At 39.9% G+C, this 23,374-nt stretch carries 16 protein-coding genes and 3 pseudogenes; 12 read left to right on the forward strand and 7 right to left on the reverse strand.

The annotated features are described in order from the left end of the window. Positions 1-12 precede the first annotated feature (12 nt). Positions 13-483 (reverse strand): phasin family protein, encoded by a 471-nt coding sequence (locus tag AVJ20_RS00235; RefSeq protein ID WP_111883718.1) that lies wholly within the window; start codon positions 481-483, stop codon positions 13-15. A gap of 206 nt (positions 484-689) precedes the next feature. Here AVJ20_RS00235 and AVJ20_RS00240 point away from each other — a divergent pair, with 206 nt between their 5' ends. From AVJ20_RS00240 to fdx, 8 genes and pseudogenes are all read left to right on the forward strand, one after another. Next, the gene (locus AVJ20_RS00240) at positions 690-1,337 is read left to right on the forward strand and encodes a hypothetical protein (protein WP_078188664.1); all 648 of its coding nucleotides are present in this window, start codon (positions 690-692) and stop codon (positions 1,335-1,337) included. Positions 1,338-1,449: 112 nt separating this feature from the next. Continuing rightward, complete coding sequence (locus tag AVJ20_RS00245) at positions 1,450-1,923, forward strand: Rrf2 family transcriptional regulator (RefSeq protein WP_078188665.1); 474 nt, start codon at positions 1,450-1,452, stop codon at positions 1,921-1,923. A gap of 1 nt (position 1,924) precedes the next feature. Then, positions 1,925-3,141 (forward strand): annotated as a pseudogene (locus tag AVJ20_RS00250) (IscS subfamily cysteine desulfurase). A 104-nt stretch (positions 3,142-3,245) separates the two neighbouring features. After that, positions 3,246-3,632 (forward strand): Fe-S cluster assembly scaffold IscU, encoded by a 387-nt coding sequence (gene iscU / locus AVJ20_RS00255; protein ID WP_078188667.1) that lies wholly within the window; start codon positions 3,246-3,248, stop codon positions 3,630-3,632. A gap of 37 nt (positions 3,633-3,669) precedes the next feature. Then, entirely contained in the window at positions 3,670-3,990 is a 321-nt protein-coding gene (iscA, locus tag AVJ20_RS00260; RefSeq protein WP_078188668.1) for an iron-sulfur cluster assembly protein IscA, read from the forward strand. A gap of 103 nt (positions 3,991-4,093) precedes the next feature. Further along, positions 4,094-4,608, forward strand: a pseudogene (gene hscB / locus AVJ20_RS00265) (Fe-S protein assembly co-chaperone HscB). 39 nt (positions 4,609-4,647) lie between these two features. Next, positions 4,648-6,507, forward strand: coding sequence for a Fe-S protein assembly chaperone HscA (gene hscA / locus AVJ20_RS00270; protein WP_111883719.1), 1,860 nt, complete (start codon positions 4,648-4,650; stop codon positions 6,505-6,507). A 16-nt stretch (positions 6,508-6,523) separates the two neighbouring features. Continuing rightward, positions 6,524-6,862 carry an ISC system 2Fe-2S type ferredoxin gene (fdx, locus tag AVJ20_RS00275; protein WP_078188671.1) on the forward strand — a complete coding sequence of 113 codons (339 nt, stop codon included), beginning with the start codon at positions 6,524-6,526 and terminating at the stop codon, positions 6,860-6,862. Between the two features lie 173 nt (positions 6,863-7,035). On the opposite strand, the gene AVJ20_RS00280 is transcribed toward fdx, so the two are convergent. The 5 genes and pseudogenes from AVJ20_RS00280 to aspA form a co-directional block, all read right to left on the reverse strand. Next, positions 7,036-8,502 (reverse strand): adenylate/guanylate cyclase domain-containing protein, encoded by a 1,467-nt coding sequence (locus tag AVJ20_RS00280; RefSeq protein ID WP_078193484.1) that lies wholly within the window; start codon positions 8,500-8,502, stop codon positions 7,036-7,038. Positions 8,503-8,563: 61 nt separating this feature from the next. Next, positions 8,564-8,998 carry an HIT domain-containing protein gene (locus AVJ20_RS00285; protein ID WP_067762788.1) on the reverse strand — a complete coding sequence of 145 codons (435 nt, stop codon included), beginning with the start codon at positions 8,996-8,998 and terminating at the stop codon, positions 8,564-8,566. 222 nt (positions 8,999-9,220) lie between these two features. Then, positions 9,221-12,687: pseudogene (gene mfd / locus AVJ20_RS00290) on the reverse strand (transcription-repair coupling factor). Between the two features lie 179 nt (positions 12,688-12,866). Beyond that, complete coding sequence (locus AVJ20_RS00295) at positions 12,867-13,223, reverse strand: hypothetical protein (RefSeq protein WP_111883720.1); 357 nt, start codon at positions 13,221-13,223, stop codon at positions 12,867-12,869. Between the two features lie 332 nt (positions 13,224-13,555). Further along, positions 13,556-15,004 (reverse strand): aspartate ammonia-lyase, encoded by a 1,449-nt coding sequence (gene aspA, locus AVJ20_RS00300; RefSeq protein WP_171319157.1) that lies wholly within the window; start codon positions 15,002-15,004, stop codon positions 13,556-13,558. A gap of 423 nt (positions 15,005-15,427) precedes the next feature. Between aspA and putP the strand changes: the two genes are divergently transcribed. Then, positions 15,428-16,930: a sodium/proline symporter PutP gene (gene putP, locus AVJ20_RS00305; protein ID WP_111883722.1), complete on the forward strand. Its 1,503-nt coding sequence runs from the start codon at positions 15,428-15,430 to the stop codon at positions 16,928-16,930. A 62-nt stretch (positions 16,931-16,992) separates the two neighbouring features. Here the strand turns inward: putP and AVJ20_RS00310 are convergent, their stop codons facing one another. Then, positions 16,993-17,487: an Lrp/AsnC ligand binding domain-containing protein gene (locus AVJ20_RS00310; protein WP_111883723.1), complete on the reverse strand. Its 495-nt coding sequence runs from the start codon at positions 17,485-17,487 to the stop codon at positions 16,993-16,995. 133 nt (positions 17,488-17,620) lie between these two features. Between AVJ20_RS00310 and putA the strand changes: the two genes are divergently transcribed. From putA to AVJ20_RS00325, 3 genes are all read left to right on the forward strand, one after another. After that, positions 17,621-21,352, forward strand: a complete 3,732-nt coding sequence (putA, locus tag AVJ20_RS00315; RefSeq protein WP_111883724.1) for a trifunctional transcriptional regulator/proline dehydrogenase/L-glutamate gamma-semialdehyde dehydrogenase — start codon at positions 17,621-17,623, stop codon at positions 21,350-21,352. Positions 21,353-21,581: 229 nt separating this feature from the next. Beyond that, positions 21,582-22,664, forward strand: coding sequence for a tRNA (uridine(54)-C5)-methyltransferase TrmA (gene trmA / locus AVJ20_RS00320; protein ID WP_111883725.1), 1,083 nt, complete (start codon positions 21,582-21,584; stop codon positions 22,662-22,664). A 252-nt stretch (positions 22,665-22,916) separates the two neighbouring features. Beyond that, the gene (locus tag AVJ20_RS00325) at positions 22,917-23,141 is read left to right on the forward strand and encodes a hypothetical protein (RefSeq protein WP_078188679.1); all 225 of its coding nucleotides are present in this window, start codon (positions 22,917-22,919) and stop codon (positions 23,139-23,141) included. Positions 23,142-23,374: the final 233 nt, after the last annotated feature.

The following is a 23,374-nucleotide window of genomic DNA, read 5'->3' on the forward strand; positions in this document are numbered from 1 at the left end:
ATATTAAAAAAGTTAGTGTTTTTTTAATATTTCGGCCCTCAGTTGGGCATTTTCTTCGGCCAATTGGTCAACTTTAGTATGTAATTGAAGTATAAGCCTTTCTAAGTGCTGTAAATCCTTTACAGTCACCAATCCTAAACGGTTTAAAGAATGATTAACACCATTATCTAAAATTTTTTCTACCTTATCTTTCGTATCGGTTACAGATTCCTTGGCTTTTTCTGAAACTTTTTCGACAGTTTGATCTGCAATATCAATCGTTTTGGACTCAAGCTCCTCTCCAACTTTGACTAAAGAGTCAAAAAGCTTATTTCCCTCTCCCTCAGCACGTGAAAAAGCACCTAATCCAGCCAACCAAATCTGTTTGGTATATTTACGAAAATCCATTTTAGAGCGACGATCAGAATGACTACGTACCCGAGGTTTAGCCAGCTTTTCTGATGTTTCCTGTGCATCATCAATTATGCTTTCTGTATTTTCCATAATCCGCACTTCTCCTGATTATTTTATGTGCACATCAACATGTGATTCTTCATTTTAACAACATAATAGCAAACATATAACTTGATAGATTGATTAAACTGTTCTACAAAGCTAGTGAATTACCAAATTTTTGGTATATTCTAAGTTCCTCTAGAGCAGGACGCTCAGTTTCCAGTGCTTTCAGATTTTAACAAGGACATTTTTTTATGAGCGATACGCAACAAACACAAGCTCAACCACATTTGTTGCTTACTATGACCCTGATTGTTTTAGAAACGATTTTTACCTTCATTTTAAAACATGACCGCGTTGTAGCATTACAAGCTAAAAAATTTGTTGATCAAAAAGTCGCACTAAAAATAAATAGCTACATCCCTTATTTTGACTTTTATGTTCAGTTTACTGAGCACGGCATTCTGTTCGACACTAAATCTCCAGATAAAGCCATCGACCTTGATGTCCGCACGACACTAATGGATTTGGTGAAAATTTTTGTATTTGGTAATCGTAAGAGCATCAAAACCATGCGTATCGATGGCGATGTGGTTTTAAAAGATGAATTTCGTGATTTGGTTTCTTTATTTAGTGTGCCGAAAATTTTATCTGACTGGAAACACTGGCTGTCTGAACCTGTCGAAGAAAACGATATCGTTGCGTCTAAAAAACGTATTGCCCCACTTTTAGAAAAAATTGAACAGCAACGCTCTAAAATAAACACGCTACAAGTTGAAGTTAAACAATACAAAAACCGTATTAAGCGTATCGAACGTCGTCAAAAGCGGATTAATATCGCTTTTAGTCTAATATCTGTTCTTTTAATAACGTTATTAGTGTATAATGTGTGGTTCAAATAAATACATAATTTTTCAGACAAAATAAAACAAATAAACAATCTCAAAAAAACTTGACTATTTTAGTCAGGATTCATAAAATCTGCACATCTAGACTTAACATGTGTATCGAATCATGCGCTTAACAACTCGCGGTCGCTACGCAGTGACTGCTCTACTTGATCTAGCTTTGCAGCCAACTGAACAAACGATCACTCTTGCAGAAATTGCAGCTCGTCAAACCATTTCAGTGGCCTATCTTGAGCAGTTATTTGCAAAATTAAAGCGTCACGGCTTAGTTTCCAGCATCCGTGGAGCAAACGGTGGTTACCACCTTGCTCGTAGTGCTGAAGACATCACTGTTTTGGAAATTATTGAAGCTGTAAATGAAACAGTTGATGCAACCCGTTGTGACCACAAAGGCAACTGCCAAAATGGTGCAATGTGCTTGACTCACGATTTATGGCAGGAACTCTCCCACCACATTGCCGATTATCTTGCAAAAATCACCCTTGCTGACCTTGTAGCACGCGATAACGTTCAAACCGTATCAATTCGTCAAAATTCAGCAAACTTTGATTCAGCCCTTTTATCGGTTACAGGTATTTGACATGAAGCGTCCTATTTATCTTGACTATGCAGCAACTACACCTGTAGACCCTCAAGTCGCAAAACGTATGATGGAATGTCTAACGTTTGACGGTACTTTTGGTAATGCAGCTTCTCGTTCTCATGCTTACGGCTGGCAGGCAGAAGAAAAAGTAGAATATGCACGTGAACAAGTTGCTAATCTAGTAAAAGCTGATCCACGCGAAATCGTTTGGACTTCTGGTGCTACTGAATCTGACAACCTTGCGCTTAAAGGTATTGCTCAGTTCTATGCATCTAAAGGCAAGCACATTATTACAAGTAAAATTGAACATAAAGCAATTCTTGATACTTGCCGCGAGCTTGAAGAAGAAGGCTTCGAAATTACTTATCTTGAGCCAGAAGCAAAAACTGGTTTAATTACACCTGAAATGGTTCAAGCTGCCCTTCGTCCAGATACAATTCTTGTATCTTTGATGATGGTGAACAATGAAATCGGTACAACTACAGATGTAGCTGCAATCGGTGAATTGACTCGTGCAAACAAAACTTATTTCCATGTAGATGCTGCGCAAGCTGCTGGTAAAGTAGAAATTGATCTTTCAACAATGAAAGTTGATTTGATGAGTTTCTCTGGCCACAAAATCTATGGTCCTAAAGGTATTGGTGCTCTTTATGTACGTCGTCAACCACGTGTACGTATTAAAGCGCAAATGCACGGTGGCGGTCATGAACGTGGCATGCGTTCAGGTACGTTAGCGACTCACCAAATCGTGGGTATGGGCGAAGCGTTCGAACTTGCCGGCAAAACCTGCATGCTGAACAAACTCGTATTCGTGTACTTCGTGACAAACTTTGGAATGGCTTGCAAGATCTTGAACAAGTCTTCCTCAACGGTCACCCAGAATACAACGTTGCAAATTATCTAAACGTCAGCTTTAACTTTGTTGAAGGTGAATCGTTAATGATGGCACTTAAAGATTGCGCAGTATCTTCTGGTTCTGCATGTACATCAGCAACTTTAGAACCATCTTATGTACTTCGTGCATTGGGTCTTTCAGACGAATTGGCTCACAGCTCGATTCGTTTCAGCTTTGGTAAATACACCACTGAAGCCGATATTGACCACGTACTTGAAATTACCAAAGCAGCAGTTGAAAAACTACGTGATCTTTCACCGCTTTGGGACATGTACAAAGAAGGTATCGACCTTAATTCTGTAGAATGGGCTGAACACTAATTCATCCCGGTGAGATAGCTTTTATTTTAAGGCTATCTCATTGATTAACGTAATTTCACCCCCATATTAATCTTAAGGCTGACCCCGAGGTTTGGAGAAGCATCATGGCTTATAGCGAAAAAGTAATTGATCATTACGAAAACCCTCGTAATGTTGGTGTTTTAGACAAAAATGCAGAAAACGTTGGTACAGGTATGGTCGGTGCACCGGCTTGTGGCGATGTTATGCGTCTACAGATCCAAGTTGATGACAACGGCGTAATTGAAGAAGCTCGCTTCAAAACTTACGGTTGTGGTTCAGCAATTGCATCTAGCTCATTAGTAACAGAGTGGCTAAAAGGCAAAACTCTTGATGAAGCTCAAGCAATTAAGAACATTGATATTGCAACTGAACTTGCACTTCCACCAGTAAAAGTACACTGCTCTGTACTTGCTGAAGATGCAATCAAAGCTGCTGTAGAAGACTACCGTAGCAAGAAAGTAAAAGCTTAATTGTTTACGTGTTTTAAAAAAGATTAACGGAGTTTTCATGATTCATTTAACTGAAAATGCTGCAACTCATATCAGCAATTACATCAAGAATCGCGGTAAGGGTGAAGGTATTCGCGTTGGCGTGAAAACTTCTGGCTGTTCTGGTTTAGCTTATGTACTTGAGTTTGTCGATGATATTGACACGCATGACCAAGTATTCGATCAGTTTGGCGTAAAAGTATTCGTTGATCCAAAAAGCTTAGTTTATCTTGAAGGTATGGAGATGGACTATGTGAAAAATGGTTTAAACGAAGGTTTTGAATTTAATAACCCAAATAAAAAAGGCGAATGTGGCTGCGGCGAATCGTTTACGGTTTAAGCCATTTCCACGCTCCTTTTCGCATTAAAACAGTGTAAAATTCACTGTTTTAATTGCATTTAAAGCAACACTTTTTGCACCTCTATTGCGGACACCATCTCCCATGAATCATTTTGAGTTGTTTAACTTACCTGTAGCACTCGATATTGATTTAGCAGTTTTAAAAGCTGAATTTTTAAAGTTGCAGCAACAATATCATCCAGATAAAGCCGAAGACAAAGATCTAGCCCTGATAAAATCTAGTGAGATTAATCAAGCATTTAAAGCTTTATCCAATGTTGATAGCCGCGCTGCATATCTTTTAAGTCTCAAAAACAAGATTATCACCTTGATCAATCGATTAGTGATTTTGAGTTCCTACAAGATGCCTTAGAAATTCGTGAACAGTTAGATGAGGCAGGCTCTGCTGATGACCTCACTTCACTTAAAACTGAAGTTCAGCAATGGATTGACGGTTTGGTTCGTGAATTCAAGATTGATTATGACGACGAAGACTGGGCTGAAGCACGTGATACCGTACGTAAATTACGCTTCTTTCAAAAAGTAATGGCTGACATCGATAAAGCTGAAGATCGCTTCTTAGACGACGATAGCTTTGATTTAGACGATGATTTTTAATTTATTTTTTATATTTGACGTTCAAAGGATGTAACACACATGGCTCTCTTGCAAATTGCAGAACCTGGTCAATCAAGTGCGCCGCATGAACACCGCATCGCAATTGGTATCGATCTTGGGACTACACACTCTTTAGTAGCCACGGTACTTTCTGGTAAAGCGAAAGTGCTTAACGATGAACATGGTCGTGTGTTACTCCCTTCTATTGCACACTATGGCGAATCCACTACGCAATATGGTGACGACGCAAAGGCATTCTTAACGACTGATCCTAAAAACACCATCGTTTCTGTAAAACGTTTTATGGGGCGCTCTAAAGCAGATATTAAATTCCAACACCCGTACAACTTAGTCGGTGAAGGGAATGAAATGCCTGCTTTTGAAACTGCACAAGGTCGTAAAACACCCGTTGAAATTTCTGCTGAAATTTTAAAACAACTCAAAGACCGTGCAGAAAGCAGCTTAAATAATCCAGTAAATGGTGCTGTCATTACTGTGCCTGCCTATTTTGATGAAGCACAGCGTCAAGCAACGCGTGATGCAGCTCAGCTTGCAGGCTTAAATGTACTGCGTCTTTTAAATGAACCGACTGCTGCTGCAGTGGCTTATGGCTTAGACCAAGACACCAATCTGGCACATGATCAAAACTATGTGATCTATGATCTGGGTGGTGGTACTTTTGACGTTTCAATTTTACGTTTCTCTCAAGGCGTTTTTGAAGTTCTAGCAACGGGTGGCCACACGGCGCTTGGTGGTGATGACTTAGACCGTCTGATTGTAAAATGGGCAAAAAAACAACTGAATATTGAAACTTTAGATGATGCTGAATATGCACATTTCATCGTTTCTGCTCGTAAAGCAAAAGAAGCTCTAACCGAGGCTGAATCTGTAGAGCTTAAAGTTCTTGATCAATCATTGACTTTAGACCGCCCTACTTTTGAATCCATCATCAAAGTTGCTTTAGATAAAACCATCAGCGTTTGTAAACGTGTCATGCGTGATGCCAAGCTTGAACTCAGCGATATTCAAAATGTGGTATTGGTCGGTGGTTCTACCCGTTCGTATGCTGTACAAAAAGCTGTTCAAGATGTCTTCAATCAAGAACCGCTCTGCACTATTAACCCTGATGAAGTTGTGGCGATTGGCGCGTCGATTACAGCGAACCAGCTTATTGGTAACTCTAAAGATGGTTCATTGCTTTTAGACGTCACACCGCTTTCTTTAGGTTTAGAAACCATGGGCGGTTTGGTTGAGCGCCTTATTTCGCGTAATACAGCTATTCCAGTGGCTCGTCGCCAAGAATTCACAACCTATCAAGATGGTCAAACAGCGATGTTGATTCATGTTGTACAAGGTGAACGTGATCTGGTTGAACATTGCCGTAGTCTAGGTCGTTTCGTTCTTCGTGGAATTCCACCGATGACTGCGGGTCAAGCACGCATTGAAGTGACTTTTCAGGTCGATGCTGATGGTTTACTAACTGTGTCAGCCAAAGAAACCACTTCTGGAGTACATGCTCAAATTGACATCAAACCATCTTATGGTTTATCTGATGCCGACACCGAACGCTTACTAATTGATGGTTATAAGTTTGCTGAAGAAGACAAAAACTTACGTCATCTTCAAGAAACCAAAGTTGAAGCAAAACGTGAACTTGAAGCACTTGATCAAGCACTTAAAGTAGATGCTCAACTCCTCAGCCAAGAGCAACATAGTTCCCTCACTGCTGCACGCACTGTTTTAGATGCTGCACTGGAAACGACAGATATCAAAGCTATTGAACATGCTGTAGAACAGCTTAAAATACATAGCGATGCATTTGCTGCAGCTCGTATGAATCAGCACATTGATGCCGCACTGAAAGGCACAAAACTCGATGACTGGTCAAACTCAAATTAATTTATAGGTCAAGATTATGCCACGTATTAAAGTACTGCCTCACGCAACAATCTGCCCAAACGGCGCTGAGTTTGAAGTCGAAGCAAATGCTAACCTTTGCGAAAGCATGTTAAAAAACGGCATCAAAATTGAACATGCATGCGACATGTCTAAAGCATGCACCACTTGCCATGTGGTTGTACGTAAAGGTTTTGATGGTCTAGATGAAATGGATGATGTCGAAGCAGATCTTCTCGATCGTGCTTGGGGGTTAGAACCAGACTCTCGTCTGTCATGCCAAGTAAAAATTGAAGATGAAGATTTGGAAATTGAAATTCCTAAATACACCATCAACCATGCTTCAGAAAATCATTAATTTATAGATAATTTTCTATAATCAAAAGCCAGTTCATCGTAACTGGCTTTTTTATGCATAAAACTATTCAACAATTCAAAAAAAGAAGACATTTTGATAAAAGCATGAATTGAGTTATTTTTACAATTTAAGGCAATACGATTAGATCTAATCTTTATAATGTATATGTGAAATTAAGAGTGTGATTCAGTTTTTTTGACTTCTTCGATCACTTCGTCTTCTAAATTCAGTTTTACGATACCAGCAGAGTTGGTCATTTTTTGCTGAGTTTGTAAGCGTTGAATCATACGTTCTAAAACATGTATTAGTTCAGGATATTCAAAGTTTTGTACTTCATCTAAGTTCAATAATAGATTAAAGCCTTTATATTCGTAATCGAACCAACGTTGATAATCTGTTTTCTGTGAGGTGTATTTTTCCATCACTTGCCAAGTACGTACTGGGCCTTTGATGCCTTTTAAGAAGATCGGTGCTTTGGGCGCACATAAATAGTCATTTTTCACTAAATGATGCGTATCGTCTGAAATCAAAATTTCATCGACTTCGGCCGCACTTTGTAATCTTGCAGCCAAGTTTGCATCACGTCCAACGATGGTATAAGCCATACGGTGAGCCGCACCATAGTTCCCAACGTGACAATACCCTGTAGAAATACCCATACGAATGTGTAGCGGCGGATAACCCATTTTAATCCAGCGTTCACGCAGTAACTTCATTTGCTGACGCATAACCATTGCCATCTCTAAACAAGTTTTTGCATCTTGCTCTACACCTTGGCTATGTGGATCACCAAAGAAAATTAGAATTGCATCACCCATAAATTTATCGACAGTCGCTTCATACTGTTTGGCAATCTCAGTCATATGACTCAAATAGTCATTGAGTAGAAATGCTAAATCGTCTGGGATTAATGTTTCAGAAAGTTCTGTGAACCCTTGGATATCTGAAAAGAAAATCGTGAGTTTTTTACGTTTATATTCGATTTTAGCTTCAGACTCACCTTTCATAATCGATTGCCAAAGTTGCATAGGCGCATAACGACTGAGTTGATTAGCGAATTCCATATAACGATTCATCTGATCATAATAATGGTTCTTTTTATTGCTCAATGATTGGACTTGGGTATGTTGATAAAAAGTCCCCACACTGAAATACGTAATAAGGCACAAAAAACCTAGAACGGTTAACTCACTGCTGGTTGACTCAAAATATTCTTGAAAACCAAAGACATAAATATTACACAAATAAAATACAGTGACGCCTACAATTCCTGCCAAGGACATCATTAAGAAATTAATTTTGTTATAAATGGTTGTATATAGCAGCGCAAAGACCGCAAGAAAAGTTAAAACAAGGCTTAAATGTACTGCAGACATCAGTACAGCAATAACGATGATATCGATCAGAAAAAGCACATTACGCTTAACTTGATTGCTATATCGATAAATTAACCAATGAGAAAACTTAGGAACGACTAAAATCAGAAAAAATAAAAATGCAGGAATATAGATTTGATATTGCGTATCTGGCTGAGTGTAATGATAGACAACAATCACCAAAGACAGCATGATATATCCCATCAAACGATGAAAATATTCAAACTGTTTAGGCTCTTTGCTGATTAAATTGTCTAACGGCACTCGATCGCCCCCATACGGACACTCATTCTTCTACTATCCTGATATTGTCCGTAAATCGGGATTAGTCCATACGCCAATCAAAAGGCATATCACCTTGACCACGTAGTGCAAGCATCAGTGTTTGGCGCATGTGTGCCAAGACATCATTATTATAAGGAACTGCTGGCGTACCCCAAACTGGTTTCGGCCAAGCCACATCATTTTGATAACGAACAACATGATGAAAATGTAATTGTGGAACCATATTACCCAATGCAGCTACATTCATTTTGTCTGCACGGAATACACGTGACAATTGGCTTGATAACCAGCTTGATTCACGTAAAAACTGCTCTTGGTCTGCCTGACTTAATTCATAAAGCTCTGTAATTCCCGGAACACGTGGAATCAAAATAAGCCACGGGAATTGCATATCATTCATCAAACGACATGTTGACAGAGGAAAGTCGCCTACATAAAACGTATCTTGAGCAAGTTGTGGATGTAAACTAAACATATCTTTATAAATGATGCAAAATTAGAATGATGGCTAATACTATCACATCCTTATGGGTGTGAATATTCTGTACAGAACGTTTCATTACAAATAAACCGCATTTGAATAAAACGTTGCTTGCTTATGACTCTAATAAATTTTTCAAAAAAATCAAGCGTTTCTTCTATATAAAAAACACGCATAAAATCTACTCATTCTAAACAAGCAATTTATACGCCAAATCTAGTGATTTGGCGCTAATTCCTTCAGTAAACTGTCTAATAAGTCATTTATAAATTGAATGCGTTTGTCATATTCTTCGAGCATGACCATCACTTTTAGACGTTGTCCACCTTCCATTCGGAAGAAAGTCGGATGCTTTTGCATCATTTGGATGATGGATATGGCTTGAACTGGTGTATCTGGCGAGAACTCAATACTGCCGCCATGTGAGCTGATATCAATTTTAGTAATACCCAATTGTTCCGCTTTTAAACGCAACTGATGGACCGAGAATAACTGCTTAACTGCTTGTGGTGGTAAGCCAAAACGATCAATTAACTCCATACGAATGTTATCGAGTTTCTCTTGAGTATCCGTATTACTAATGCGTTTGTAGAACAATAACCGTTGATGTACATCACCTAAATAATCATCTGGAATTAAGGCTGGCATATGCATGCTAATTTCAGCCGTTAATGATAATGGTGAGTCAAAATTAGGTGTTTTGCCTTTTTGAATGGCTTTGGTGGCTTTTTCAAGCATTTCCATATACAGGCTATAACCGATGGTTTGCATTGAGCCACTTTGCTGTTCACCTAGCAACTCACCTGCGCCACGAATTTCCAAGTCTTCTGTTGCCAACATGAAACCCGCACCCAAAGTCGATGCACGCGAAATGGCATCTAGGCGTTTTTCAGCATCACCTTTTAGACCTTTGAGCGAAGGCACTAGTAAATAAGCATAGGCTTGATGGTGCGATCGACCAACACGACCACGTAGTTGGTGCAACTGCGCTAGTCCAAGTTTATCTGCACGCTCAATCAAAATGGTATTGGCGTTTGGCACGTCAATCCCAGTTTCAATAATGGTTGAACACACCAGTACGTTATATTCTTTGTGATAGAACTGTTGCATGATTTGCTCTAGTTCACGCTCACGCATTTGACCATGAGCAACCGCGACTCGTGCTTCAGGAACCAATTCACGTAAAGTCTCTGCCGTACGTTCAATGGTCTCGACTTCGTTGTGTAAGAAATACACTTGTCCACCACGTAGCAATTCACGCAAGATCGCTTCTTTAATCGAATCTCCAGTATGCTCTTGTACAAAGGTTTTCACAGCAAGTCGACGTGCAGGCGGCGTTGCAATAATAGATAGATCACGCATGCCACTAAAAGCCATATTCAGCGTACGTGGAATAGGCGTTGCAGTTAGCGTTAGCATATCAACATCGGCACGTAAGGCTTTAATTCGCTCTTTATCACGTACACCAAAACGGTGCTCTTCATCCACGATCATGAGGCCGAGATTTTTAAATTGCACACTTTCCTGCAAGATTTTATGTGTGCCAATCACAATATCCACTTTGCCTTCTGCGAGGTCTTCAATGGTTTTGGTATGTGATTTTGATGAACCAAAACGTGAAAGGACTTCAATACGTACAGGCCAGTCCGCAAAACGGTCTTTGAAAGACTCGTAGTGCTGCTGCGCCAACAACGTGGTTGGCACAAGTACAGCCACTTGTTTGTTATTTTGTACTGCCACAAATGCAGCACGCATGGCCACTTCTGTTTTACCAAAACCGACATCACCACAAACCAAGCGATCCATCGGCTTCGCTTGTTGCATGTCATACAGTGTCGCTTCAATAGCATTGGCTTGGTCTAACGTTTCTTCATAGGCGAAGCCACTGGCAAACTGCATATAGAGACTTTGATCCAGTTCAAATCCATAACCCGGCTTCGAGTGACGACGGGCTTGAATATGTAAAAGTTCTGCCGCCACATCATGGATCTGCTCTAAAGCCTTGCGTTTGGCTTTAGACCATGCATCTGTGCCCAATTTATGTAATGGTGCTAGATCTGGGTCACCACCACTGTATCGGCTAATTAAATGCAGGTTTGTTACAGGGACATATACCTTAGCTGCATCGGCATAGTCTAACTGCAAAAACTCATGGTCTTGGTCATCGATACTCAAGGTAATTAAACCTGCATATCGCCCCACACCATAATCAATATGAACCACAGGTGCGCCAATACTTAGCTCGGTTAAACTACGAACAAGAAACTCTTCTGATACTTCCTGTTGGCGTTTACGACGACGTTGAACCACACGGTGTTCATAAAGCTGATTTTCAGAAATTACACTGAGCTTGTCAGTTAGCAATAAACCACGATCTAAGGGCGCATTGGTGATCGCAATCGCATGCATAGAATGCATAAAATCATCAAAACTTTCGACCGTCGGGATATCACCCAAACTCGGACGCAACGCATCTTTTAAGGTTTCACGTCGGCCTGCGCTTTCAGCCACCAAAAGCACTGGAAAATTTGCCACATCGATATATTGCTTAACCGCAGAAAATGGCTTTTCACGTTTAGGATCGACCGGTAAACGAGGTGGAATCTCCGCTGCAAGATTGATCACGCCATTGCGTTCATCAAAAGCCTCAGGCGAAGCCACGATACGACGGCAGAGATTTAATTGTTCTAACACTTGATTTGGTTGTAGGAAAATCTGCTCTGGCGGCAAAATCGGTTGGTCGACATTATGACGACGGTCTTCATAACGACGCATAATGTCTGACCAAAACTGAATCAATGTGTCATCAATAGCTTTATCTGTAATGACAATGCCATTCTCTGGTAAGTACGAAAATAGCGTACTTTGCTCTCTCATGGCTTGTTCAGAGAAGAACAACGGAAAATAAAACTCAATACCCGGTGAAGCTATGCCATCTTGTACATCCTGATAAATTGGATTTTTCTTTGGATTTGCCGTCGGAAAATTTCCGCATATCGATCACGAAACAGTGAACGCGCTTCTTTTAATGGAAATTCTTTTGCAGGTAAAACCGTAAAATGATCTAAGTTTTGGGTGGTTCGCTGAGTTTCAGGATCAAAGAATTTGAGGGTATCGATTTCATCATCAAATAAGTCAATACGAATTGGTGAACTTTGCCCCGAAGCGTAAATATCCATGATGCTGCCGCGCACTGCAAATTCACCATGATCATAAACGGTATCCACCAAGTGATAGCCCGCTTGTACTAATCTTAATTTTTGTTGTTCTATATCAAATTTTTGACCTACTTTAATATCAAAGTGTTCACCTAATACCCAAGATGCAGGCGCAACTCGCTGCGCTAAAGTTGTTGCTGAAACCAACAACACGCCTTGCTGTGGCATATTGGACAAAATCGCTAAGCGCTCAGAAACGATGTCTTGATGTGGCGATAGGCGGTCATAAGGTAAAATTTCCCAATCAGGGAAAATAGTCGGCTTAATTCCGTAAAATTCCAGCTCACTTTCTAACTGCCCGAGATGCTGATTATTACGTGCTACAATTACAAACAACTGTTTGGATTGTTTGCTAATTTCTTTAAATAATAATGCAGCAGATGAGCCTTGTAAGTTTCCGACCCACCGCTTTTCGCCAGCTTTGAGCTGTTTAAGATTGAGTTGTGAAATTTCTTGCTGGAACATGATGTAAATAGCTTTTAATGTTTTAATCACTTAGTGATCATATTAACACGATGCTTTTTACATTCCGAGATTTAAGCAACTATATACAGTGTTTTAACCAATGTGGATTTGCGTTTGAATTTTCTATTGATGAGTACCCTTAACGTACACATCAAACTCAAACACTGCAGTCCATTCACTTACTTACGATCACGGATGAATTGACGATAATAATCATTCAATAGTTTGACATAGAGTTTAAACTGCAACAGATTTTCTTCAGTATTGCCTAATCGTGCAACAAAGCGTTGACTTGCAATTTCCAAGTCTATTTTTTCATTGATAATTATTGCAGTTGCATAGAGCTGTTTTAAATCATCGAAATTTGTCATTTTTCTATTTGACAAGTATTCCATACGTTCAGACAAAGTATTTAAAACTACGCCTTCAATGATATAGCCCTGAGTTTCATCATATTGAATGTGGTGTTGTTCTAAGTAAAGTTTCTCAGGCGACTCTTTAGCGCCTTTGAATAAATCGACTAACTTATTAAACATCTGACTATCTACAACATGATAAAAACCTATTGTACTTCGATTACGTCTTTTTGGGGCAAGTTAAAGCTTTTCTGAATTTATCTATGCACTAAATTTTTCATCCAAACCATCATGACTATATATAGAACTATAATTACGATCCTAAGCAAATATAGCGTCCTATTCTCAACTAATACTTACTTTTAGAATTTAAGTATCTAATAGATACTTAATACATCACTGCCATCAGATTAGTTTTCAAAATTTACTACTGATCATTTTCAAATAAAAAACGAAGGATTAACCTTCGTCATTTACTCTTCATTTACTATTTAGAATTCTTAAATATGCATTTAACTCACTTGAGCGAGTGGCATACTAAATGGTGTCACTTCAGAAACTAAATTTTCAATCGAGAAAATTTCATCCAATTGACTTTCAGTTAACAGCTCTTGCTCTAAAACCACTTGGCGAATGGTTTTATTTTCGGCAATACATTGCTTACCGATTTCATCACATTTTGCATGACCTAAATATGGATCGAGTAAGGTCACGATTCCTACACTACGCATCACAGCATCAAAACATGCTTGCTCATTTGCCTGAATCCCTTGAATACATTTGCTGTCTAATGTTTTTACGGCATTCACCAAAAGCTCAATTGATTCATTCATGGACAATGCAATCACCGGCTCCATGACATTTAATTGTAATTGCCCCGCTTCTGCGGCCAAAGTTATGGTTAAATCATTGCCCATCACTCGAAATGCAATTTGGTTGACCACTTCTGGGATCACTGGATTAACCTTTGCAGGCATAATGGACGAACCTGCTTGTAACTCAGGTAAACGAATTTCCGCTAAACCTGTTCGTGGCCCCGAACTTAAAAGACGTAAGTCATTACAGATTTTAGAAAGTTTGACAGCTAAACGTTTTAAGCAACTTGATAATAAAATAAATACGCCACAATCGCTGGTTGCTTCGACATAGTCTTCTGCACCTTGCAATTTTAGACCGGTCAAATGAGCTAGATTTTCAACGGCCTTCGCTGCATAACCCGCAGGAGAATTCACGCCAGTACCAATTGCCGTCGCACCTAAATTAATTTCCAATAGAAGCTGTCGATTTTGCTCAATCAACTTCAAATCTTCTTTTAATAATGTTGCAAATGCACGGAATTCTTGCCCCAAAGTCATCGGAACAGCATCTTGTAACTGTGTACGCCCCATTTTGATGACATGTTTAAACTCATCGGCTTTAATATGTAAGCTTCCAATTAGCTGATTTAAAACCACAAATAAAGCATCAAAAGCGCTAAATGTTGCTAGACGCAGCGCTGTTGGATAGACATCATTGGTGGATTGTGACTTATTAACATGATCGTTTGGATGAATCCGTTGATAACTGCCTTTAGCATCTCCGAGCGACTCAAGGGCAATATTGGCAATGACTTCATTGGCATTCATATTAATAGAAGTGCCTGCTCCACCTTGATAAATATCAATTGGAAATGAATCCGACCATTGTTCTGGATGATCTATCAATGCATCACACGCCTGCTGAATCGCTTGGCGAATATCATCTTGTATTAAGTTAAATTGATAATTGGTTTCTGCTGACGCTTTTTTTACCTGAGCAATAGCGCGTACAAAGTTTAAATTTTGTCCGACATGCTGCTTTGATATTTGAAAGTTTTCGATGGCACGCAATGTGTGTATGCCGTAATAACATGACTGCGGGACTGCTTTATCCCCCAATAAATCATGCTCTATTCTCGTTTTTTCCATCTGAACCGTTGTCACTGCGCATTCCCTCTAATTACGCACCAAGACTGTGCATACCTCATATTCGATCTGTTCAAATCATCTCACTACAGATGATGTGATGCACATTTGCAACCAAATATTTCAAATGCACATTTCTTGTTCAATATGTAACATTGTGTAATTTTTACCTATTTTCATTAGTTCTCTTTTTGTGATGAAAAGTCTTCAGTAGATTTACATTTCAAAATTTAAATTACCTTCTGGACAACATTTCAGCAGCACAATAAAAAATTCGATTTGTAATAAGAAAAAATATCATTTACACAAAATATACATAAAATATGCTTAAAGGTTACAGAGTGTAATTTTTAAATCGTGCTTGAATCTGCGACTTACGACAGAAGTACAAATTTTCATCTAGGACAGAGATGATTTGCTTTCATTAAGGACGAACCGCCTATGAGCCATTTAAACCCGACATTAGTCACCTTTATTTTTTATATTCTTGCAATGCTTGCCATTGGTTTGTATGCCTACAAAGCTACGCATAACTTTGACGAATACATTTTAGGTGGACGAAGTTTAGGAAGTGTTGTGACTGCACTTTCAGCAGGTGCATCCGACATGAGTGGTTGGCTACTCATGGGTCTCCCTGGTGCAATTTATCTATCTGGTCTTTCTGAAGCTTGGATTGCAATCGGCTTAATTATCGGTGCTTGGTTGAACTGGCTGATCGTTGCCGGACGCTTGCGTGTTCATACCGAATATCAAAATAATGCCCTGACCCTGCCCGATTATTTCACAAGCCGTTTTGCAGACCGTAAAAAGATTTTACGTATCATTTCAGCTGTAGTGATTTTAGTTTTCTTTGCGATTTACTGTGCTTCTGGCATGGTGGCTGGCGCACGACTTTTCGAAAGTTTATTCGGTTGGAACTACACAACAGCACTGTGGATTGGTGCAATTGCAACCATCAGCTATGTCTGTATTGGTGGATTCTTAGCGATCAGTTGGACCGATACTTTCCAAGCGGGTCTGATGATCTTTGCACTACTGATCACACCGATCATCGCTTACCTTGCTTTAGGTGATAACAGTCAAAATCTTGCTGCTGTTTTGGAAACAGCTCGCCCACAAGCTTCTAATTTATTTGAAGGTTTAAGTACAGTTGCGATTTTATCCAGCATGGCGTGGGGCTTAGGCTATTTTGGTCAGCCGCATATTTTGGTTCGCTTTATGGCAGCCGATTCTGTTAAATCCATTCCGAATGCACGACGCATTGGTATGACATGGATGATTCTGTGTCTAGGCGGTGCTGTAGCAGCCGGTTATATCGGTATTGCTTACTTCCAAGTTCACCCAGAACTGGCAAGCGTCGTTAATGCCAACCCTGAAACGGTATTTATGGAATTGACTAAAATTCTATTCAATCCGTGGATTGCAGGGATTATTTTAGCGGCAATTTTAGCTGCGGTGATGAGCACACTTAGCTGTCAGTTATTGGTGTGTTCAACCACCTTGACGGAAGATTTGTACAAAGGATTTATTCGTAAAAACGCATCGCAAAAAGAATTGGTTTGGATTGGACGTGCGATGGTTTTGGCAATTGCCGTATTTGCAATCACCTTTGCAATGAACCCTGCAAGTAAAGTTTTAGGCTTAGTGGCTTATGCATGGGCAGGTTTCGGTGCTGCATTTGGCCCGCTGATTATTCTTTCATTGCTGTGGAAACGTATGACGCTTAACGGAGCAATCATTGGCATGATCGTAGGTGCTGTGACTGTCATCGTGTGGAAAAACTACTTAGGCCACCTTGGTTTATACGAAATCATTCCAGGCTTTATTTTCTCTGCGATCAGTATCGTTGTCGTGAGCTTATTGGGCAAAGCACCAGAGGCGGATGTGGTTGAACGCTTTGAAAAAGCCGAAGCGCAATATCAAAAAGAAATGTCTGAAATCTAAGATTTTTGACACTAAAAAGGGGCTAAATGCCCCTTTTTTTATACTCGATTATTGATGATTAGCTACTTCGGCCTAGCCGCAGGTTTCAGTTTAATTTGCATACTTTCTTTGATCACCTCCATCACAGGATAACTACGCGTTTCCTTGATACCAGGTAATTGCCAAAGCACCTGCCCTGAAATTTTTCTAAACTCTTCCATATTTGCACAGCGTATTTTCACCACAAAATCAAAACCACCGCTGATCATGTGACATTCTACGATTTCTGGAATTTGACGTACTGCATCCGAAAAATCTTCCAATACATTGGGCGTAGTTTTATCTAGTAAAATCTCCACAAAAACCACAAATCCATTGTTGAGTAAGACCGGATTTAAACGTGCTTCATAGCCTAAAATAAAGCCTTCTTTCGATAATTTTTGCACACGTGCCAACGCCGCAGTCGGTGATAAATTCACCATTTCTGCAAGCTTAATATTGGATAATTTTCCATCTTGTTGCAGCAGCTCTAAAATACGAATATCTATACGGTCTAAGCTCAAATATGGGCTAGTCATCTGAATTTTTCTCTAAATATTATTAAAACTATAGTGAGTTATTCGCTAAATATTCTGTAATGATAAATTAAATAAAGGATCAAGCTCAAGATTTATTTGCTCGTCATAGAACTTTGACACGGAAAATTGAAATATGAATGGAAAAGTATTTGAAGTCACGGGAAGCGATGACTACATCACTGAATTTAAAGACAAGAATAGCTTTGAACAATCGATTAATACAGCATGGCGTCGTGCTGAAACTGAGTGCATTGAAAACTTATTAGCACACAGTGAAATCCCTTCCCCGATCAGCGATCAAATTCAACAATTGGCTTTTGACTTAGCCCATTCATTACGTGAACGTAAAAGCGGTACAGGTAAAGCAGGCATTGTACAAGGCTTGCTACAAGAGTTTTCATTGTCTTCTCAGGAAGGCATCGCGCTCATGTGTTTAGCTGAAGCGCTACTCCGTATTCCAGACAAAGCAACACGTGATTTACTGATCAAAGATAAAATCAACCAAGGTAACTGGAAAGATCATGTTGGCCAAAGTAGCCTCATGTTCGTTAATGCTGCTGCTTGGGGATTAATGCTGACGGGCAAACTGATGGAAACCCCTCAACAAAAAAGTCTGTCTAGTCTATTGACGGGTATTTTAGCACGCAGTGGTCGTGGCATTATCCGTAAAGCTGTCGACGTGGCTATGCGTATGATGGGCGAACAGTTTGTTACAGGCGAAACCATCAATGAAGCACTTAAACATGCAGAAATTTTAGAAGACAAAGGCTTCCGCTATTCATATGACATGTTGGGTGAAGCAGCATTAACTGAACCTGATGCAGAACGTTATTATCAAGACTATACCGATGCGATCCACGCGATTGGTCAAGCCTCTGAAGGTAAGGATGTTTATAACGGTGCAGGTATTTCAATCAAATTATCTGCCCTACACCCACGCTACCAACGGTCACAGATCGACCGTGTACATAACGAACTTTATGGCAAAGTGCTTGAACTTGCTGTATTAGCCAAGCATTACAATATTGGTCTAAACATTGATGCTGAAGAAGCTGACCGCCTTGAAATTTCTTTGGAACTACTTGAGCGCCTATGTTTTGAGCCTAAATTAGCAGATTGGAAAGGTATTGGATTTGTGATTCAAGCCTACCAAAAACGCTGTTTCTATGTGGTCGACCATATTATTGACCTCGCTAAGCGTAGCCAAAAACGTTTAATGATCCGCTTAGTAAAAGGTGCATACTGGGACAGCGAAATTAAGAAAGCGCAAATTGAAGGTATGAGTGACTATCCTGTATTTACGCGCAAAGTTCATACCGACCTGTCTTATATTGCATGTGCTAAAAAACTTTTAGCAGCACCTGAGCAAATTTATCCTCAGTTTGCAACACACAATGCGCAAACCGTTGCTACGATCTACCAATTAGCACAGCCAGAGCTTTACTATCCAGGCCAGTATGAATTTCAGTGCCTTCACGGCATGGGTGAACCCCTCTATGAACAAGTGGTGGGTTCGAAGTCTGATAACAAACTGGGTGTGCCTTGTCGTATTTATGCACCAGTGGGTAACCATGAAACCTTATTGGCCTATTTGGTTCGACGTTTACTGGAAAATGGTGCGAATACCTCTTTCGTCAACCGTATTGCAGATAAAAATTTAAAAATTGAAGATTTAATTGAAAATCCAAGACAGACGATATTAGCGACGGCTGAAAAAGAAGGTATCACTGGAGCTAAGCATCCTTCTATCCCATTTCCGCAAGATTTGTATGGCACAGAACGTCGCAACTCAAAAGGACTCGATTTAGCCAATGATCGCGACTTATCTCAGCTCAATACCACGGCAGTACAGCATGCACATACCCAGTGGCATGCTAGTGCAATGGGCGCTAATTTAGAAGAAATTCATACTGCAAGTATCAACATTACAAACCCTGCAAACCGTAGTGATGTGGTCGGCAGTGTCAGTGAAGCTAGTCTAGAGCAAGCGGAAATCGCTCTCAATAATGCGGTAAATGCCCAAGCTTCATGGAAAACTTTAGACAAAGATCAGCGTGCGGCATGCTTAAACCGTGCGGCAGATTTGATGGAAGCACAATTGCAATCTCTTATGGTGTTGTTATCACGTGAAAGTGGTAAAACTTATGCCAATGCTATTGCTGAAGTCCGTGAAGCTGTAGATTTCCTACGTTATTATGCAGCTCAAATGATTGATCTAGCAGAAAATACGCAAATTGAACCCCTAGGTACTGTGCTGTGCATTAGTCCATGGAACTTCCCGCTTGCTATTTTCACAGGTCAAATTGCTGCAGCCTTGGTTGCAGGTAATACCGTGATTGCCAAGCCTGCTGAACAAACGCCACTGATTGCTGCTCAAGCTGTACATATTTTATGGGAAGCAGGTGTTCCCTTCGATGTATTGCAACTCCTTCCTGGACGTGGCGAAACCATTGGTGCCAAACTCAGTGCGGACTCACGTGTCCAAGGCATCATGTTTACAGGCTCCACTGAAGTCGCACGTATCTTGCAAAAAACCGTGGCACAGCGCTTAAACCAATTTGGCGAAAGTGTGGTTTTGATTGCTGAAACTGGCGGTCAGAATGCCATGATTGTTGACTCATCTGCATTGACAGAACAAGTGGTATTAGATGTCGTTAACTCTGCCTATGACAGTGCAGGTCAACGCTGTTCTGCCCTACGTATTCTCTGTATACAAGAAGATAATGTGGACGTTGTCCGTACCATGTTACAAGGTGCGATGAAGCAACTTCGTGTCGGAAATCCTGCACTTTTAGCAACTGACATTGGCCCAGTGATCGACCTTGAAGCACAGCAAAATATTGAAAAACATATTGAGAAGATGCGTAGCAAAGGCTATCCAGTACATCAAATCATGTTTAATGCTGATAGCAATGCCTTAAGTACGGGAACTTTCGTTGCACCAACTTTGATTGAACTGCCAAATTTAAATGATTTAGAACGCGAAGTTTTTGGGCCAGTATTGCATTTAATTACCTACAAATATGGTGAGATTGAAAACCTATTAACACAAATTAATGCCAAAGGTTATGGTTTAACCATGGGCTTGCATACACGTATTGATGACACGATTCAAAAAGTCATCGGTCATGCAGAAGTCGGCAACCTGTACATTAACCGTAATATTGTAGGTGCTGTGGTTGGTGTACAACCCTTTGGCGGCGAAGGCTTATCGGGTACAGGTCCAAAAGCTGGCGGTCCTTTATATCTTTACCGTTTAATGCATCAAATTTCTGAGAAAAAATTGGCTACACCTTATGCTGCTCAGGCAGAAACACAAGCTGCACACTTCCCTGCATACGAAGCTTTTAACACTTGGGCGAAGCAACATTTTTCAGGCATTGCTATTCAAACACCGCAGGCCATAGCCGCTGGACAAAGTTTTGAACTGCAAGGACCAACCGGTGAAAACAACCAATATGCCATTTTGGCACGTAAGGGTGTGCTTTCATTAGCTAATAATGATGCAGATCAACTGAATCAAATTGCTGCGATTTTATCGGTGGGTAGTCAGCCCGTCGTACTTGCAGACAATACTTTTGTGTTGAAACACTTAAATAGCATGCCAAAAATCCTCGTGGACCAATTTAAAGTGATCACGGATCTTTATCATGGCAATTTTGATGCAGTTTTACATCATGGTGAAAAAGCTGAGTTATTAAAAATTCAACAAGTCATTGCATCTCGTGAAGGTGCAATTATTGGCATTACGCATTTAGCTTCAGGCCAATATGACATCCCTGTAGAACGTTTCGTGATTGAGCGGGCAATCAGTGTCAATACTGCGGCAGCCGGTGGTAATGCCAGCTTAATGACGATGAATTAAACATTCGAATGAACTCCAACTAATCAGTTCCTCACTTAGCTCAATCTTTATGAATGTTCCATAAAGATTGAGCGTTTTTTTAACTACCCCTAGATAAATATTCTGTTTAGCGCATTCAGACTCATTTTCTCGACAGATAAATACAGCCAAAAGTGGAATTAATTTAGTCTTATAAGGTGAATTTTGCTAACATGACTTTTTTTAATATGTTTGCGATTTTTTACTGCATATGACTTCAACTTATCAGCAACAACTTGATGCCAAAGTTGCCCGCATTACGGCTCAATTTTCAGAATACAACCCTCCCTCTTTAGAAGTTTTTCCTTCTGCTGAACAAAACTTTCGTATGCGAGCGGAATTCCGAATTTGGCATACTGAAAATGATATGTTCTATGCAATGTTTGAACGCAATGCAGACAATGAAAAACAAGTTGTCGAAATTATAGATTTCCCGATTGCAGATAAAAGCATTAATGATTTAATGCCCGTATTATTAAATGAACTCAAGGCACAAGAGATCTTATCTAGCCGATTATTTGAAGTTCATTTCTTAGCAACGCTGAAAGGTGAAATGCTGGTTTCATTGGTTTACCGCTGCCCGCTCAATGCTGAATGGGAAGTTGCTGCCAAAGCGCTGTCTGAAAAGCTCAATATCAAGATTTATGGTCGTAGTCGTGGTCAGCGCGTGATTTTAACTGATGACTATGTGGTTGAAGAACTCCAAGTATTTGACCGTAAATATCAGTATAAACAAATTGAAAGTAGCTTCACACAGCCAAATGCCGGCGTATGTCAAAAAATGCTGGAATGGGCGTGTCAGGTTGCGGATCACTCAGACAAAGACTTACTTGAGCTCTACTGTGGTAATGGTAATTTCACGCTGCCTCTTTCAACACGCTTTAATCGTGTTTTGGCAACCGAATTAGCCAAGTCTTCAGTTTATGCCGCGCAGTGGAATATTGAGCAAAATGGTATTGATAATATCCAAGTGGCTCGTCTTTCAGCTGAAGAGTTTACCCAAGCCTACAATGCTGAACGTACATTCCGCCGCCTTGAAGAAGCTGAGATTGAAATTTCAAGCTATAACTTCGATACGGTATTTGTCGATCCACCGCGTGCAGGTATCGATGATGAAACACTAAAACTGTTGCAACGTTTTGAACGCATTATCTATATTTCATGCAACCCAGATACTTTACATGACAATCTTAAACTGCTTTCACAAACGCATAAAATCAGTAAATTTGCCTTGTTTGATCAATTCCCTTATACACACCATGTAGAGTCTGGTGTGTTTCTTGAGAAGATTTAAACAAATTATTTCAAGTCATGTTGTTGTTATAAAAGGAGCTTTCTAAAAGCTCCTTTTTTATATGCTAAAAAAGCTTTATTTTCTCGCCACATGCAGTGCAATGGATGCCTTTTTATATCAATTAGGCAAAGATTCTAAAAGTCCAATCGAAAAAATGATCATTCAACTGGCTAAAATATCACTTTAGTAGTCTTGCTTTATTTATTGGATTGGTTATATTTCGTCCTATGTTAGGTCGCAAATGAAGGCTCTATGAGTTTTTGGCATAAGTTGTTCGCTAAAGAACAGCAAAACGGGCATAAGAATCAAATTGCCTGTGTTGAAAATGATTGCTCTTGTAAAACCAATGAACAGCTTATTGCTGCTCTTACAAAGGCAACGGATGAAGATGTTATCCTCGGTATCAAAAAAGTACTCGCTTCGCGCGGTTATAGCCGTAAGGAATTAAATGAAATCCAGCATCTACCTCTACAGTAGAGTCTGAACATTCAATGTTCAAACAAGGCATTCTGTTTTACAGAGTGCCTTGTTTTTTTTGGTCTAATCAAAAATATGCCGCTTATTTACAGATCAGGTTTTGTGGATTGGCCACATCGCTATTTACAGCTTTTATGCTATGCTCCAAGGCAACTCAGTGATGTCTAATTTTTAAACACACGACAATAAAACCTAATATTGCACTAAATTAGAGGCAGATGACCTCTAAACAG

The sequence above is a fragment of the Acinetobacter sp. CFCC 11171 genome, from assembly GCF_003268405.1.
Classification (GTDB): Bacteria; Pseudomonadota; Gammaproteobacteria; order Pseudomonadales; family Moraxellaceae; genus Acinetobacter; species Acinetobacter amyesii.

What these genes read in the sequence shown, in the direction of transcription:
- AVJ20_RS00240 (WP_078188664.1), top strand. Translation starts at nt 690, where the DNA reads ATGAGCGATACGCAACAAACACAAGCTCAACCACATTTGTTGCTTACT.
- fdx (WP_078188671.1), top strand. Translation starts at nt 6,524, where the DNA reads ATGCCACGTATTAAAGTACTGCCTCACGCAACAATCTGCCCAAACGGC.
- AVJ20_RS00245 (WP_078188665.1), top strand. Translation starts at nt 1,450, where the DNA reads ATGCGCTTAACAACTCGCGGTCGCTACGCAGTGACTGCTCTACTTGAT.
- hscA (WP_111883719.1), top strand. Translation starts at nt 4,648, where the DNA reads ATGGCTCTCTTGCAAATTGCAGAACCTGGTCAATCAAGTGCGCCGCAT.
- AVJ20_RS00295 (WP_111883720.1), bottom strand. Translation starts at nt 13,223, where the DNA reads ATGTTTAATAAGTTAGTCGATTTATTCAAAGGCGCTAAAGAGTCGCCT.
- AVJ20_RS00325 (WP_078188679.1), top strand. Translation starts at nt 22,917, where the DNA reads ATGAGTTTTTGGCATAAGTTGTTCGCTAAAGAACAGCAAAACGGGCAT.
- AVJ20_RS00310 (WP_111883723.1), bottom strand. Translation starts at nt 17,487, where the DNA reads ATGACTAGCCCATATTTGAGCTTAGACCGTATAGATATTCGTATTTTA.
- AVJ20_RS00285 (WP_067762788.1), bottom strand. Translation starts at nt 8,998, where the DNA reads ATGTTTAGTTTACATCCACAACTTGCTCAAGATACGTTTTATGTAGGC.
- putA (WP_111883724.1), top strand. Translation starts at nt 17,621, where the DNA reads ATGAATGGAAAAGTATTTGAAGTCACGGGAAGCGATGACTACATCACT.
- trmA (WP_111883725.1), top strand. Translation starts at nt 21,582, where the DNA reads ATGACTTCAACTTATCAGCAACAACTTGATGCCAAAGTTGCCCGCATT.
- iscU (WP_078188667.1), top strand. Translation starts at nt 3,246, where the DNA reads ATGGCTTATAGCGAAAAAGTAATTGATCATTACGAAAACCCTCGTAAT.
- AVJ20_RS00235 (WP_111883718.1), bottom strand. Translation starts at nt 483, where the DNA reads ATGGAAAATACAGAAAGCATAATTGATGATGCACAGGAAACATCAGAA.
- iscA (WP_078188668.1), top strand. Translation starts at nt 3,670, where the DNA reads ATGATTCATTTAACTGAAAATGCTGCAACTCATATCAGCAATTACATC.
- putP (WP_111883722.1), top strand. Translation starts at nt 15,428, where the DNA reads ATGAGCCATTTAAACCCGACATTAGTCACCTTTATTTTTTATATTCTT.